Annotated in this window: 13 protein-coding genes; 5 read left to right on the forward strand and 8 right to left on the reverse strand. The window is 70.2% G+C overall.

All coding sequences use genetic code 11. The annotated features are described in order from the left end of the window. Nucleotides 1-670: 670 nt before the first annotated feature. The 3 genes from PIQ37_RS20050 (at nucleotide 671) to PIQ37_RS20060 (ending at nucleotide 3,261) form a co-directional block, all read left to right on the forward strand. Nucleotides 671-1,384: a L,D-transpeptidase family protein gene (locus PIQ37_RS20050; RefSeq protein WP_342074835.1), complete on the forward strand. Its 714-nt coding sequence runs from the start codon at nucleotides 671-673 to the stop codon at nucleotides 1,382-1,384. Beyond that, on the forward strand, nucleotides 1,381-2,676 hold the full coding sequence (locus tag PIQ37_RS20055) for an amino acid permease (protein ID WP_160945700.1): 1,296 nt from the start codon (nucleotides 1,381-1,383) through the stop codon (nucleotides 2,674-2,676). The genes PIQ37_RS20050 and PIQ37_RS20055 overlap by 4 nt, the downstream gene beginning before the upstream one ends. Before the next feature lie 87 nt (nucleotides 2,677-2,763). Then, nucleotides 2,764-3,261 carry a hypothetical protein gene (locus tag PIQ37_RS20060; RefSeq protein WP_048489591.1) on the forward strand — a complete coding sequence of 166 codons (498 nt, stop codon included), beginning with the start codon at nucleotides 2,764-2,766 and terminating at the stop codon, nucleotides 3,259-3,261. A gap of 122 nt (nucleotides 3,262-3,383) precedes the next feature. On the opposite strand, the gene PIQ37_RS20065 is transcribed toward PIQ37_RS20060, so the two are convergent. Continuing rightward, nucleotides 3,384-3,890, reverse strand: coding sequence for a hypothetical protein (locus PIQ37_RS20065; protein WP_342074819.1), 507 nt, complete (start codon nucleotides 3,888-3,890; stop codon nucleotides 3,384-3,386). A gap of 168 nt (nucleotides 3,891-4,058) precedes the next feature. On the opposite strand from PIQ37_RS20065, the gene PIQ37_RS20070 reads away from it, so the two are divergent. Continuing rightward, nucleotides 4,059-4,367 (forward strand): hypothetical protein, encoded by a 309-nt coding sequence (locus PIQ37_RS20070; protein ID WP_342074820.1) that lies wholly within the window; start codon nucleotides 4,059-4,061, stop codon nucleotides 4,365-4,367. 233 nt (nucleotides 4,368-4,600) lie between these two features. Here the strand turns inward: PIQ37_RS20070 and PIQ37_RS20075 are convergent, their stop codons facing one another. From PIQ37_RS20075 to tsaD, 7 genes are all read right to left on the reverse strand, one after another. Further along, the gene (locus PIQ37_RS20075; protein WP_342074821.1) at nucleotides 4,601-5,749 is read right to left on the reverse strand and encodes a PQQ-dependent sugar dehydrogenase; all 1,149 of its coding nucleotides are present in this window, start codon (nucleotides 5,747-5,749) and stop codon (nucleotides 4,601-4,603) included. A gap of 186 nt (nucleotides 5,750-5,935) precedes the next feature. Then, nucleotides 5,936-8,113 carry a glycoside hydrolase family 3 N-terminal domain-containing protein gene (locus PIQ37_RS20080; RefSeq protein ID WP_342074822.1) on the reverse strand — a complete coding sequence of 726 codons (2,178 nt, stop codon included), beginning with the start codon at nucleotides 8,111-8,113 and terminating at the stop codon, nucleotides 5,936-5,938. Between the two features lie 255 nt (nucleotides 8,114-8,368). Beyond that, complete coding sequence (locus PIQ37_RS20085; RefSeq protein ID WP_017908619.1) at nucleotides 8,369-9,310, reverse strand: alpha-E domain-containing protein; 942 nt, start codon at nucleotides 9,308-9,310, stop codon at nucleotides 8,369-8,371. After that, the gene (locus PIQ37_RS20090) at nucleotides 9,310-10,758 is read right to left on the reverse strand and encodes a circularly permuted type 2 ATP-grasp protein (RefSeq protein ID WP_010341631.1); all 1,449 of its coding nucleotides are present in this window, start codon (nucleotides 10,756-10,758) and stop codon (nucleotides 9,310-9,312) included. The genes PIQ37_RS20085 and PIQ37_RS20090 overlap by 1 nt, the downstream gene beginning before the upstream one ends. A 79-nt stretch (nucleotides 10,759-10,837) precedes the next feature. Next, a complete protein-coding gene (locus PIQ37_RS20095) occupies nucleotides 10,838-12,157 on the reverse strand; it encodes a mechanosensitive ion channel family protein (RefSeq protein WP_342074823.1) in 1,320 nt (439 codons plus the stop codon). Continuing rightward, nucleotides 12,154-12,507, reverse strand: coding sequence for a dihydroneopterin aldolase (gene folB, locus PIQ37_RS20100; RefSeq protein ID WP_017912042.1), 354 nt, complete (start codon nucleotides 12,505-12,507; stop codon nucleotides 12,154-12,156). Before folB ends, PIQ37_RS20095 begins: the two co-directional genes overlap by 4 nt. Before the next feature lie 71 nt (nucleotides 12,508-12,578). Next, a complete protein-coding gene (tsaD, locus tag PIQ37_RS20105; protein WP_342074824.1) occupies nucleotides 12,579-13,661 on the reverse strand; it encodes a tRNA (adenosine(37)-N6)-threonylcarbamoyltransferase complex transferase subunit TsaD in 1,083 nt (360 codons plus the stop codon). Nucleotides 13,662-13,783: 122 nt separating this feature from the next. Between tsaD and rpsU the strand changes: the two genes are divergently transcribed. Continuing rightward, nucleotides 13,784-13,999 carry a 30S ribosomal protein S21 gene (gene rpsU / locus PIQ37_RS20110; protein ID WP_003465342.1) on the forward strand — a complete coding sequence of 72 codons (216 nt, stop codon included), beginning with the start codon at nucleotides 13,784-13,786 and terminating at the stop codon, nucleotides 13,997-13,999. Nucleotides 14,000-14,023: the final 24 nt, after the last annotated feature.

Raw genomic sequence — 14,023 nt, forward strand, 5'->3', positions numbered from 1 at the left:
AAAGAAAAGGTAACCAAAAGAAAGCGCGCCCTGCCTACGCGCCCTCCGCGCTTCGCGCTCCGGGTCCGCGAACCAGACGGGATCCGCGGAAGGGGCATCCTGCCCCTGCCGCGGACGGCGCACATCCATGTGCGCCGCCCTTCGGGTTTTTCCCGCCTGGTTCGCCGCTTCGGAAGGGAACCCGGTAAGTCAAAAGCCAGAACAACAGCAACAACAGAAGCAAGAGCAAGAGCAAGAGCAGGAGCAGGAGCAACAGCGACGGCGACGGCGACGGCGACGGCGACAGCAACAGCGACAGCGACAGCGACAGAAACAGCAACGGCAACGGCAACGGCAACGGCAACGGCAACGGCATGGATCAGCTTGCCCTGGTGCAGCGCGGGCACTCACTACACAACACCCATACCACCGCCCACAGGTCACCAGCACAGACATCACCCACCATCCACTGCATCGGCCTAGTTGCCGGCAAGCCAACGGCACCAGCGCACGCCATCCGCCCCGCAACTGCGCTACCGTTCACCCATGGCGCGTCCATCGCGCCCATGCCGCCCCGGAGATGCCCATGCCCCTGCTCCATCGGTCCCCTGCCGCGCCACCGCACGCCAGCCGCCACCGCGCCTGGCGCATCGGCCTGGCCCTGCTGTGTGCCCTGATCGCCGCGCCAGGCATGGCCGCCGACAACGCCGCCGTGCCCGCGCTGCAGCGCGCGCAGCAGCTGATCCTGGTACTGGCGCCGGACTGGGACAGCCCGCAGGGCACGTTGCAGGCGTTCGAGCGGGATGCGCAAGGCTGGCGCGCGCAGGGCAAGGCCTTCGACGTGAGTCTCGGCAGTCACGGCAGCGCCTGGGGCCTGGGCCTGCATCCGGCGCAGACGAACGGCCCGCACAAACGCGAAGGCGACGGCCGCAGCCCGGCCGGCGTGTTCACCATCGGCGAAGCCTTCGGCTATGCGCCGCGCATCGACAGCGCCATGCCCTACCAGGCGATGCAGCAGAGCAACTACTGCATCGATGTGCCCGGATCGCCGCTGTACAACCAGATCGTCGATGCCGACAAGGTCGGCAAGGACGCGGTCGCAGGGTCCACCGAACCGATGCGCCTGGACCTGCAACACGCCGGCGACCAGCGTTACCGCGAAGGCTTCGTGATCCAGCACAACGCGCAGGCCACGCCCGGCGCCGGCAGCTGCATCTTCGCCCACCTGTGGCGCGCCCCGGGCGCGCCCACCGCCGGCTGCACCGCGATGCAGCCGGCCGACATGCGGGGGCTGCTGGCGTGGCTGCGGCCGTCCGCCGCGCCGCTGTTCGTGCTGTTGCCGCGCAGTGCCTACCAGCGCCTTCGGGCCGACTGGGCATTGCCGGCCGTGGAGCCGGCACCGTGAGCCAGGCGCCGCAACCCGGGCTGGTGCGTGCGGTCAGCCGCTGGCAGATCGTCGGGCTGTCGATCAACGACGTGATCGGCAGCGGCATCTACCTGCTGCCGGCAGCCACCGCTGCCCTGCTCGGGCCGCTGAGCCTGTGGGCGGTGCTGCTGGCTGGTGTGGCGGTGGCGCTGCTCGTGCTGTGTTACGCGCAGGCGGCCAGCTACTTCGACGAGCCAGGCGGCAGCTATCTGTATGCGCGCGAGGCGTTCGGCCGCTTCGCCGGCTTCGAGATCGGCTGGATGATCTGGCTGACCCGGATCAGTTCGGCGGCGGCGCTGAGCAACGGTCTGGCCGATGCGGTGGTGCGCTTCTGGCCGGCCGCAGCCGGCGGCGGCGCGCGCCTGGGCATCGTGGTCGGCTCGCTCGGCCTGCTCACCGCGATCAACGTGATCGGGGTGAAGTCGGCCGCGCGCACCGGCGTGGCGCTGGTGATCGGCAAGCTGGTGCCGCTGCTGCTGTTCGTGGCGATCGGCGTGTTCTACGTGGACTGGTCGTGGGCGTTCTCGGGCAAGACCCCGGACCCGCGCGATGTCGGCAACCTCGGCGAGGCGGCGTTGCTGCTGCTGTTCGCCTACGCCGGCTTCGAGAACATCCCGGCCGCCGCGGGCGAATACCGCAATCCGCGCCGCGACGTGCCGTTCGCGCTGATCACCATGATCGTCACCGTCACCCTGATCTATGCCGCGGTGCAGGTGGTGGCGCAGGGCACGCTGCCCAATGTGGCGCAGTCGGCAACGCCGCTGGCCGATGCCGCCAGCGGCTTCGGTGGCGAGGCGCTGGCGCTGATCCTCACCGTGGGCGCCACCATCTCCATCCTCGGCACCACCAGCAATACGGTGATGCTGGGGCCGCGCTTCCTGTTCGCGCTGGCCAAGGACGGCTACGGCCCGGCGTTCCTGGCGCGGGTGCATCCACGCTTCCGCACGCCGGCCGCGGCGATCCTGCTGCAGGGCGTGCTGTCGCTGGCGTTGGCGCTGTCCGGCTCGTTCGTGCAACTGGCGCTGCTGTCGATGGTCACCCGCCTGTTCGCCTACATCGGCACCGCCGCGGCGGTGCTGGTGCTGGCACGGCGCTATCGCGATCGACCCGGCGCGCTGCGGCTGCCGGGCGGGCCGCTGATCCCGCTGGCGGCGCTGTTGCTGGCGCTGGCGCTGCTGCTCAGCGCCAGCTGGCAGAACCTGGCCGCCGCGGGCGTGGCGCTGCTGGTCGGCGCGCTGTTCTACCGGTTCCCGCGCAAGGACGCGGCGTGAACGCCTTCACGCCGCCTTGCGCGCAGGTCACACGCGGATAACCGCGGCGCCCGGACGCTGGATGCCCTCCAGCAAGGGTCCCCCGCCATGAAACGACGCCGCGTCTACAGCGCTCCGGATCTGCCCACCGCCACGCGTGCGCTGCAGGCCGCGCGCAGCGCCGGTCTCGACAACGACGACCTGTCGCTGGTCGCGCGCGGCGACATCGAACTGGAAGCGATCCCCGACGACCGCAAGGAAGGCAAGACCGACACCGTGCCGGCCGCGGCGCGTGGCGCCCTGGGCGGCGGTGCGGCCGGGCTGCTGGCCGGGCTGGCGGCGATCGCGGTGCCGCCGCTGGGCATCACCCTGGCCGGTGCCGGGGTCATGGCCATCGCCGGCGCCCTGGTCGGCAGTTGGTCCTCGGCCCTGGTCGGGTCCACCGTGCCGGACCCGGTGCGGCGCAACTTCGAAGAGGAAATCGAGGCCGGACGCATCCTGGTGGTGATCGAGGGCGAGCCGGAACAGTTGGACGCCGCCGATGCGCCGCTGCGCGCGGCCGGCACCACGGCCTTGCCTTACGAAGCGGCGGCTGCCGCGCACTGACCTCACGCCGGCTGGGCCAGGCCTGGCGCGAGCCGCGCTCCGTTGCGCAGTTCCGTACTGACGCGGCTGCACGGCCCGAAGATCCGCCGCCATGGCGTCGTCATCGGCAGGCGCGTCGTTCGTCAGGTGGCCGGCGTCAGCGACCGCATACGCACCAAAAGGCCGGCGGCGTATACCAGCCCATAGGCGATCAGTGCCGCGGCGATGCTCATGGTCAGCGGACTGGCGTTCTGAAGGGTTTCCGCGCTGCCGCCGGCGAAGGCGCCGCTGGCCCAGCGCCAGGCCAGACGCCCGAGCAACAGCACGCTCAGCGCGGCGCCGATCCACGGATTGGGCGTGTACCAGCGCGCGCCGTCCTGCAGCTCGATGCGCGTGTGGTGCAGGGCGAAGGCGCCCAGCGCGGCGCCGCCCACCGCGCCCAACCCCATGCCCAAGCGCACGGCGGGCAGGTGCACGGCAAGCCACGCCAGCAAGGCCGCGACCAGCAACAGGAACCCCAACCGCACGCTGGTGCGCCGCGGCTGCCAGGGCTGGCGGCCGAAGTAGCGGCGGATGCGCCGGTAATACAGCCAGCCGACGCCAGCCGTGGCCAGGTACGGGGTCAACAAGGCGATGCCGGTGGCGGCCATGGGTCTGCCGGAAAGAGAGGGATGTCGCGGCGGATCGTAAGCCACGGTGGGCGTCTACGCAGCCTGCCAAAAGGCATGAATGTTTCATAGCGCGATCACGCCGCGCAGGGACCGGCTTAACGGGCGTCTGACTAGCGTGGGGCGTATTCACCGCAACGGAGACCCACGATGAGCGTTCCGTATCAGATCCCCGGCCGCGCCCCCAATGACGAGGACCGCAGCACCGTCTCGCAATACTGGCGCGATCGCTTCGCCGACGAGCCCTATTACAGCGAGGGCGAGCGGTTCGAAGACTACGAGCCCGCCTACCACGCCGGCCACGAGGCGCGCATCCGCGACTTCAATCGCGCCTACGAGCAGGTGGAAGCGGAACTGCACCGCGACTGGGACCAGAACAAGGGTTCGCAGACGCTGAGCTGGAGCAAGGCGCGCCACGCGGTGCGTCGCGCCTGGGAGCGGGCCGGCAACAGCGAATAAGGCGGGCGCGCCGCGTTCCACGATTGTAGGAGCGGGTTGTAGGAGCGGCTTCAGCCGCGATGGGCTTTCCTGGTCACGCCCATCGCGGCTGAAGCCGCTCCTACGATGGCAGCGAGCGTTGTTGTTGTTCCTAATTGCACTCCACGCCCGCCGGCACCGACGCATCGACAGGCGCCCGAGACCCACCCCGCTCCACCCGGCAGCGGCGCAACCGCCGCTGCCGGGTGTAATGCTCAGCTCTCCAGCGGCTGCAACTTCAGCAACCGCCCACCGGCGCCGTCCTCCAGCAGCCACAGCGCGCCATCCGGCCCCTGCTCCACTTCGCGGATGCGCTTGCCCATGTCGTAGCGGGCAGCCTCGCGTGCGGTCTCGCCGTTGAACTCGATCCGCACCAGCGACTGCGAGGACAGGCCGCCGATGAAGCCGTTGCCGCGCCATTGCGGGAAACGGCTGCCGTTGTAGATGACGAAGCCGGCCGGCGAGATCACCGGTGTCCAGCTCACCTTGGGCGCGGCGAATTCCGGGCGCGTGCTGTGGTCGGGGATCGGGCGGCCGTCGTAATGGTCGCCATTGGACACGATCGGGTAGCCGTAATTGGCGCCGCGCTGGATCAGGTTCAGCTCGTCGCCGCCGGCCGGGCCCATTTCGTGTTCCCACAACCGGCCGTTGGCGTCGAAGGCCAGGCCGAGCACGTTGCGGTGGCCCAGCGACCACACCTGCGCGGCGACGCCGCCGCGGTTGGCGAACGGGTTGTCGGCCGGCACGCTGCCATCGTCATTGAGGCGCACGATCTTGCCCAGGTTGCCGCTCATGTCCTGCGCCGGATCGAACTTCTGCCGCTCGCTGGAACTGATCCACAGCTTGCCGTCCGGGCCGAACGCCAGCCGATGGCCGAAGTGGCCGTTGCCGGACACCTTGGGCTGCTGCCGCCAGATCACCTGCTGCTGCGAGAGGGTGCCGCCGCCGTTGTTGTCGAGCGTCAGCTTGGCGCGCATCACCGCCGCGCCGCGGGTGTCGCCGCTGCCGGGTTCGGCGTAGCTCAGGTAGACCCAGCCGTTCTTGGCGAAGCCCGGATGCGGCAGCACGTCGCCGAGACCGCCCTGGCCGCCGTACGCCACGGTGGGAACGCCGCTGACCGTGCCGGTGTGGCCGCTGACCGGGTCGATGCGCTTGAGCGTGCCGCCTTTCTCGCTGACCAAGGCGGTGCCGTCGGGCAGGAAGCTCATCGCCCACGGTTCGTTGAAAGTGGCGACCGGCGTCGCCGAGAACGGCCAGTCGCCGCGCCGCTCGGCGGCGGGGGCTGTATCGGCGGGCGCGGCGTGCGCCGCGGAGATCGCCAGGCCCATGGCCAGCGCGCAAGCCAAACCCAGGGGAGTTCGCATGACGTGCACCTATCGGTTGGGGTCGAATCCCGAACCTAGCAGAGCCCGCGTGCACGGCAAGCATGCCGCGGCCAGGGCGTGGCCGCGGTCACGTCACGGCGACGGGTCCGGTAGACACGTCGCGTATTCAAGAACGTCGCTGCGGCGGCGGGCGCTGCCCGCGCCCGCGACGCCGCGATGCGGCGATCAACCCTGCGGCAGCAGCTCGAAGGCGACCGGCTCGCCGCTGGCCGAGGACGCGCACACCCACAGGTCGAACAGGCCCGGCTCGGCCGTGCAGTGCCCGTCGCGGCCGGTGAAGGCCAGCGCGTGGCGGTCGAGGGTGAAGCTGACCTCCATGCCCTCGCCCGCCGCCAGCCGCACCTTGCGGAACGCCTTCAGCTCGCGCACCGGGCGCACCCGGCTGGCGACGCGGTCGTGGATGTACAGCTGCACCACTTCCTCGCCCTCGCGCTCGCCGACGTTGTCGATGCGCGTGGTCACGGTCAGGGTATCGTCCCAGCCGACCTGGGTGCGGTCGAGCTGCGGCGCGCCGTAGGCGAACTGCGTGTAGCCGAGGCCATGGCCGAACGGATACAGCGGCGCGTTCGGCACCTCGCGCCAGCGCGACTTGAACTCGCTCATCGTCGGCAGTTCCGGCCGGCCGGTGCGCGGGTGGTTGTAGAAGTACGGCTGCTGCCCGGCATCGAGCGGGAAGCTCACCGGCAGGCGCGCGGACGGGTTGTAGTCGCCGAACAGCACGTCGGCCACCGCCGGGCCGGTCTGCGTGCCCAGGTACCAGGTCACCGCGATCGCCGCGGCGTCGCGCACCGCGCCCTGCAGCGCCAGCGCGCGGCCGTTGCGCAGCAGCACCACCAGCGGCGTGCCGGTGGCGGCGACCGCCTCGGCCAGCGCCTGCTGCGCCGGCGGCAGCACGATCTGCGTGCGCGACTGCGCCTCGCCGCTGTAGCGCTGCGGCTCGCCCAGCGCCAGCACCACCACGTCGGCGGCGCGCGCGGCGGCCACCGCGGCCTCGATGCCGCCATCCAGCGGCGCTTCCAGGCCACAACCGGGCACCACGGTCAGCGCCTGCGCGTCGTCCAGCGCGGCGCGCACGCCGGCTTCCAGGGTCACGTAGCGGCTCTTGTCGCCGAACAGGGTCCAGCAGCCCTCGATATTGTCGCGGTCCTGCACGAACGGGCCGATCAGCGCGATCTTCTGGCCCTGCTTGCGCAGCGGCAGCACCGGGCCGTCGTTCTTCAGCAGCACGATCGAACGCCGCGCCGCGTCGCGCGCCAGCGCATCGTGCGCGGCGATGTGCGACGAGTCGGCCTCGCGCGCCGGGTCCAGCGAACGGTACGGATCGTCGAGCAGGCCGATGGCCTCCTTCAGTTCCAGCACGCGGCGCACCGAGGCATCCAGCAGCGCCATCGGCACCTCGCCGTCCTCCACCAGCGACGGCAGGTGCGCGGCGTAGAAGCCGCTCTGCATGCTCATGTCCATGCCGGCCAGGAACGCCTTCTTGGTCGCGTCGCGCTCGTCGGCGGCATAGCCGTGCGCGATCAGCTCCATGTCGGCGGTGTAGTCGGAGATCACCACGCCGGGGAATTTCCATTCGCCGCGCAGGATCTCGGTCAGCAGTTCGTGGTTGGCGCTGGCCGGCACGCCGTTGATGTCGTTGAAGGAGGTCATCACGCTCAGCGCGCCGGCCTCGAAGGCGGCCTGGAACGGCGGCAGATGCACGTCGCGCAGGGTCTGCGGGGCGATGTCGACGCTGGCGTACTCCATGCCGGCGGCGACCGCGCCGTAGGCGGCGAAGTGCTTGGGCGTGGCCAGCAGCGCGTCGTCGGCGCGCAGGTCCGGCCCGTGGAAGCCACGCACCCGTGCGGCGGCGAAGGCGCAGCCCAGCACCACGTCCTCGCCGGCGCCCTCGGCACCGCGGCCCCAGCGCTGGTCGCGGGCGATGTCCACCGCCGGCGCGTAGGTCCAGTGGATGCCGGCGGCGGTGGCCTCGATCGCGGTGGCACGCGCGGTGCGCTCGGCCAGTTCCGGCTCGAAGCTGGCGGCCTCGCCCAGCGGGATCGGGAACACCGTGCGCATGCCATGGATCACGTCCGCGGCCAGGATCACCGGGATCCCCAGCCGGCTCTCCTCCAGCGCCACCTGCTGGATGCGCCGCCCCAGTTCCGCGCCGACGCCGTTGAACAGCGAGCCGACCCGGCCGGCGCGCACCTGCTGCAGCACCTCGTCGGCATTGCGGACGTTGGCTTCCGGATTCACGTCGGGGGCGAACGGGCGCACCATGTCGGCGAAGACGCCGAGCTGGCCGACCTTCTCCTCGACGGTCATGCGGGCGATGAGCGATTCGATACGATCCGAAGCCATGGGGTCCTTTGAGAAAACGTTTACATAGCCGCCAATTCTAGCTCTGCGGCCAGTCGATGGGGCAAGTTCCGGCGCCGGAATCGCCTATTCATAAAACTGTCTACCGACCGGGTCCGGCCCGGCCGCCGCGCACCATACGCCGGCGAAGGGCGCGCCGCCTAGGGGGAACTCGAGGGAAAGCCGGGCCCGGCCCGGCGTGGATCCCGGATCGCCGCGGCCGGCCGCTGGCGCGGCGCCCGGGCCACCCGCCTCAGCTCAGGAGCTGAAGTAGGCCTCGGCGATGGCGCTGTGCAGGTGGCCGAGATGGGTCTGGATCTCGTCCATGAACCCGGCCGGGTTGTGCTGCGCCAGGTACGCCGGGTCGGCGTTGCGCACCAGCCCGCTGATGCGCATCAGCGCGCGCTCCACCGGCGGCCGTGGCGGCATGGTCGGCAGGATGTGCTGGGCGCGGACCAGGCAGAACTGCACGCTGCGCGGGAAGTCGTTGTTCTGCAGCAGGAAACGCAGCGCCTGCTCGCCGGTGACGCGCTGGCGCACGTGCCGGCGGTACATCTGGTAGGCGGCCTGCGCGCGCAGCACGCTCATCCACTGCATGGCTTGGTAGGCCTCGCGGTCGTCGGCCTTGCGCGGGGTGATCAGGCCCGAGGCGCCGGCATCGATGATACGCGTGGTCATGTCGGCCTGCTCGATCGCCGTGCCCAGGCGCAGGAACTGGAAGCCGATGTCGCGGCTGACGTTGGCGGTCAGCAGCCCGGACACCTTCAGGCAGGCGTCGGTCACGTGGCCCAGGAACTCCATGCGGTAACGGCGGCCGACGCTGCGCTCGCCGTTGGCGTCGATGTACAGATGCAGGTCGTTGACCGCTTCCCAGATCTCCTGCGGCAGGGTGTCGCGGATGCTGCGCAGCAGTTCGCGCGCGTACTGCACGGAACTGCGCAGCGAGGACGGATTGCGCTCGTCCAGCAGCAGGAAGCGCACCACGTCGGCGTCGCCGACGTCGTCGCCGGCGTTGGGGAACCACAGCGCGAAGATCTCGCCAGCGCCGACCGTGTCGATCATCGGCCGCCAGGCGAAGCGCACCGAGCGCGGCAGGTCCAACTGCAGCAGGCTGCCCACCCCGACCAGCCGCGCGGTGGTCTCGGCGCGGCGCACGTAGCGGCTGAACCAGTAGAGGTTGTCGGCAACGCGCGAGAGCATCAGTCCAACTCCTCGTCCAGATCCACCACCCAGGTGTCCTTGGCGCCGCCGCCCTGCGAGGAATTGACCACCAGCGAGCCCTCCTCCATCGCCACCCGGGTCAACCCGCCGGTGGTGACGTAGACGTCCTCGCGCGAGAGGATGAACGGGCGCAGGTCCAGGTGCCGCGGCGCCGGCCCGGCCTCGGTCACGATCGGCGCGGTGGACAGGCCCAGGGTCGGCTGCGCCATGTAGTTGCGCGGGTCGGCCAGGATCAGCTTGCGGAACTGCTCGCGCTGGCGCGTGGTCGAGCGCGGGCCGATCAGCATGCCGTAGCCGCCGGACTCGTTGGCCGGCTTCACCACCAGTTCGTCCAGGTGCTCGAGCACGTACTGGCGGTCCTTGTCGTCGTGGCACAGGTAGCTGGGCACGTTGGGCAGGATCGGCTCCTCGTCCAGGTAGTAGCGGATCATCTTCGGCACGTAGGCGAACACCACCTTGTCGTCGGCCACGCCGGCGCCCGGCGCATTGGCCAGCGCCACCTTGCCGGCACGCCAGCTGCGGATCAGCCCGGCCACGCCCAGCACCGAATCGGCGCGGAACGCCTCCGGATCCAGGAACAGGTCGTCGACCCGGCGGTAGATCACGTCGACCCGGCGCGGTCCGTACACGGTGCGCATGTAGGTGCAGTCGTCGTCGGCCACGAACAGGTCGTCGCCCTCGACCAGCTCGATGCCCATCGCCTGCGCCAGGTAGGCGTGTTCGAAGTAGGCGCTGTTGAAGATGCCCGGGGTCAGCAGCGCGATCACCGGCTGGTCGCCCGGGCGCGGCGACAGCGCGGCCAGGGTGTCGTAGAGCTGCGCCGGGTAGTCGTCCACCGGCAGGATCGCGCTGGTCTCGAACAGCTCCGGGAACACCCGCTTGGCGACCATGCGGTTCTCGAGCATGTACGACACGCCGCTGGGGATGCGCAGGTTGTCCTCCAGCGCGTACAGGGTGCCGTCGGCGTCGCGCACCAGGTCCGAGCCGCACACATGCGCCCACACCCCAAGCGCCGGGGTGATGCCCACGCACTGCGGGCGGAAGTTCACCGAGTGCTCCAGCAGCATCGCCGGGAACACCTTGTCCTTGACGATGCGCTGGGCGCCATAGATGTCGCCGATAAACAGGTTGAGCGCGCGCATGCGCTGCTTCAGCCCGGCCTCGGTGCGCTGCCATTCGTGCAGCGGGATCACCCGTGGAATCAGGTCGAACGGCAGGGTGCGGTCGACGTTGCGGCCGTCGGAGTAGACGGTGAAGGTGATGCCCATGACCCGCGCGGCGACGTCGGCGGCGAGCTGGCGTTCGGACAATTCGCGTCCACTGAGGCTGGACAGGTACTCGATGACCCGGCGCGCGGCCGGACGTGGCTGCCCGTCGGACTGGATCAGCTCGTCGAAGGTGGCCGTGCGGTACTTGCTCCAGTCCATCGCGCCCCTTGTTGCTGCGGGCCGGCGGCGAGAGGCGCCGGCATGTTGTCCCGCAACATGCCCGCAGACGTGACAGCCGTCAAGCCGCCGGCGGCGGCACGGCGTCCGGGGCGCGGCGGATCCGCGCGCTGTCCATGAACATCGCGTCGCTGGAGGCCTGGAACACGCGCAGGTCGAAATTGGGCAGGATCGCCAGCAGGTGGTCGAACAGATCCGCCTGGATCTGCTCGTACATCGCCCAGCGGGTGTCGTTGGCGAAGCAGTACAGCTCCAGCGGCAGGCCGTTGGCGCCGGGTTCCAGCTGCCGCACCAGCAGGGTCATGTCCTGGCGCACGTGCGGGCTGGCGCGCAGGTAGTGCTCGACGTAGGCGCGGAAGGTGCCGAGGTTGGTGATCCGCCTGCCATTGATCGGCGCCACCCCGCGTTCGGCCAGCGCCCCGTTCCAGGCGCCGAGTTCGTCGCGCTTGCGGTCGATGTACTCGCGCAGCACGGTCAACTGCCGCATCTGTTCGATCTCGGCGGCGTCGAGGAAGCGCACGCTGTGCTGGTCCAGGTACAGCGCGCGCTTGATCCGGCGCCCACCGGCCTCGCTCATCCCGCGCCAGTTCTTGAACGAGTCGCTGATCAGCTTCTTGGTCGGGATGGTGGTGATGGTCTTGTCCCAGTTCTGGACCTTGACCGTATGCAGCGCGATGTCGATCACGTCGCCGTCGGCGTTCTGCTGCGGCATCTCGATCCAGTCGCCGACGCGGACCATGTCGTTGGAACTGATGGTGACACTGGCCACCAGCGACAGCAGCGTGTCCTGGAACACCAGGATCAGCACCGCCATCATCGCGCCCACGCCCGAGAGCAGGATCACCGGCGACTTGTCGACCAGCACCGACACCATCAGTACCGCGGCGACCACGCCGAGCACGATCTTGAGCAACTGCATGTAGCCCTTGATCGGTTTGTTGTGCGCATCCGGGCGCCGCTCGTAGACGTGGTTGAGCAGATCCAGCACGCGCGACAAGGCCAGCGCCACGGTCAGCACGATGAAGGCGGCGCAGACGTTGCGCACCACGCTGACCATCACCGCCGGCAGGTGCGGCACCGCGCCGATGCCCAGCGACAGCACCAGCGCCGGGATCACGTTGGCCAGGCGCGGGATCACGCTCAGCTTCACTACCTTGTCGCTGAGCACGGTGGCGCGCAGCGCCCGCCGCAGCCCGCGCAGCAGGATGCGTTTGGTCACCCAGTTGGCCAGCCACGCCGCCAGCAGCAGCGCCACGATCACCATCGCGTCGTAGGCCCAGGGATACGGCGCCAGGGTGTGCTGCAGGTCGGCGAAGAAACGCGCGCCGGGCAGCGTCGCCGGCGCGGCGCTGGCGAACGGCAGCGATGCCTGCGTGCTCATGCGCGGCTGCGCTCGATGATGACCCCCACCGCCTGCGCCCCGCGCACCGCGCCCGGCTTGCTCAGCTTCAGCCGCAGCCACTGCACGTCGAATTCTTGCAGCACCGCTTCCGCGCAGCGCTCGGCCAGGGTTTCCACCAGCCCGTAGCCGGACTGCTCGACCAGCTCCACCAGGCGCTTGCTCACCGCCTTGTAGTTGAGCGTGTCGGCAATGTCGTCGCTGGCCGCGGGCTTGCGGTTGTCGAAGCCCATTTCCAGATCGAAGCGCAGCGTCTGCCGGATCCGCCGCTCCCAATCGTAGATGCCGATCAGCGCGTCGATTTCCAGACCTTCGATGAAGACTTTATCCATGAGGAGCAGGGATTGGGGAATGGGGATTCGGGAATGGTAAGAGCAACGGCAAAAGCGGCGCGTGAGCCGCTTTACGAATCCCCAATCCCGACTCCCGACTCCCGCGCCGCCGCCAACGGCGGCAGCGTCGCCATGTCCCAGCGCGGCGTCACCTGCACCGCCGACGCAGCGTCGTGCAACCCGGCCTGCAGGCGCAGGGCGCCGGCGAAGGCGATCATCGCGCCGTTGTCGGTGCACAGCGCCGGGCGCGGGAAGCAGGCACGGCCGCCGCGGGCCTGCGCCATCGCCTGCAGCTTGGCGCGCAGGCGCAGATTGGCGCCGACGCCGCCGGCGACCACGATGGTGTCGCTGCCGGCGGCCTCCAGCGCGCGCTCGCACTTGATCGCCAGCGTGTCCACCACCGCGTCCTCGAAGCCGCGGGCGATGTCGGCGCGCACCGCGTCGGACTGGTCGCTGTCGCGCCAGGCTAGCAGCACCTGGGTCTTGAGTCCGGAAAAGCTGAAGTCCAGGCCGGGCCGGTCGGTCATCGGCCGCGCGAAGCGGAACCGCCCCGAGGTGCCCTGCGTGGCCAGCGCGGCCAGTTGCGGGCCGCCGGGATACGGCAGCCCCATCAGCTTGGCGGTCTTGTCGAAGGCCTCGCCGGCGGCATCGTCGAGGGTCTCGCCGAGCAGGCGGTAGCGGCCGATGGCCTCCACCGCGATCAACTGGGTATGGCCGCCGGAGACCAGCAGCGCCACGAACGGCGGCGCCGGCGCGCCGTGCACCGGGTCCGGATCCTCCATCAGCGGCGCCAGCAGGTGGCCTTCCATGTGATGCACGCCGATTGCCGGCACCTCCAGCGCCCAGGCCAGGGCCCGGGCCACGCCGGCACCGACCAGCAGCGCGCCGACCAGGCCCGGGCCGGCGGTGTAGGCCACCCCGTCCAGGTCGCGCACCTGCAGGCCGGCCTCGGCCAGGGTCTGGCGGATCAGCGGCAGCAGCTTGCGCACGTGGTCGCGGCTGGCCAGCTCCGGCACCACCCCACCGTATTCGGCGTGCAGGGCGATCTGGCTATACAGCGCGTGGGCGCGCAGCGCGGCCGCCCCGGAGCGGCTGGTGTCGTAGACGGCGACGCCGGTTTCGTCGCAACTGGATTCGATGCCGAGAACGTTCATGGACTGCATTGTGCGGCCGAATCGGCGGCAGGCCAAACGGGGTGCTTGCAGCCGCGGAAACTGTCGCTATAATGTGCGGCTCGCCGGGCGTGACCCGGTCACCATTGTGTCCCGGAGATTCCATGCCCAGCGTTAAAGTCCGCGAGAACGAGCCCTTCGAGTTTGCGCTCCGTCGCTTCAAGCGCACCTGCGAAAAGGCCGGCGTGCTGGCCGAAACCCGCAAGCGCGAGTTCTACGAAAAGCCGACCCAGGAACGCAAGCGCAAGGCCGCTGCCGCGGTGAAGCGCCAGCTGCGTCGCACCTCGCGCGACGTCACCAAGCGCCAGCGTCTGTACTGAGGATCGCGGCCTGCGGTAGCGGGG

Origin of the sequence: Xanthomonas protegens (genome assembly GCF_038442435.1) — a bacterium.
Lineage (GTDB): Bacteria > Pseudomonadota > Gammaproteobacteria > Xanthomonadales > Xanthomonadaceae > Xanthomonas_A > Xanthomonas_A sontii.

Bases quoted from the DNA above. Each gene is read 5' to 3' on its own strand.
- PIQ37_RS20050 (WP_342074835.1), top strand. From the start codon at position 671: ATGGCCGCCGACAACGCCGCCGTGCCCGCGCTGCAGCGCGCGCAGCAG.
- PIQ37_RS20060 (WP_048489591.1), top strand. From the start codon at position 2,764: ATGAAACGACGCCGCGTCTACAGCGCTCCGGATCTGCCCACCGCCACG.
- PIQ37_RS20065 (WP_342074819.1), bottom strand. From the start codon at position 3,890: ATGGCCGCCACCGGCATCGCCTTGTTGACCCCGTACCTGGCCACGGCT.
- PIQ37_RS20070 (WP_342074820.1), top strand. From the start codon at position 4,059: ATGAGCGTTCCGTATCAGATCCCCGGCCGCGCCCCCAATGACGAGGAC.
- PIQ37_RS20075 (WP_342074821.1), bottom strand. From the start codon at position 5,749: ATGCGAACTCCCCTGGGTTTGGCTTGCGCGCTGGCCATGGGCCTGGCG.
- PIQ37_RS20080 (WP_342074822.1), bottom strand. From the start codon at position 8,113: ATGGCTTCGGATCGTATCGAATCGCTCATCGCCCGCATGACCGTCGAG.
- PIQ37_RS20085 (WP_017908619.1), bottom strand. From the start codon at position 9,310: ATGCTCTCGCGCGTTGCCGACAACCTCTACTGGTTCAGCCGCTACGTG.
- PIQ37_RS20090 (WP_010341631.1), bottom strand. From the start codon at position 10,758: ATGGACTGGAGCAAGTACCGCACGGCCACCTTCGACGAGCTGATCCAG.
- PIQ37_RS20095 (WP_342074823.1), bottom strand. From the start codon at position 12,157: ATGAGCACGCAGGCATCGCTGCCGTTCGCCAGCGCCGCGCCGGCGACG.
- folB (WP_017912042.1), bottom strand. From the start codon at position 12,507: ATGGATAAAGTCTTCATCGAAGGTCTGGAAATCGACGCGCTGATCGGC.
- tsaD (WP_342074824.1), bottom strand. From the start codon at position 13,661: ATGAACGTTCTCGGCATCGAATCCAGTTGCGACGAAACCGGCGTCGCC.
- rpsU (WP_003465342.1), top strand. From the start codon at position 13,784: ATGCCCAGCGTTAAAGTCCGCGAGAACGAGCCCTTCGAGTTTGCGCTC.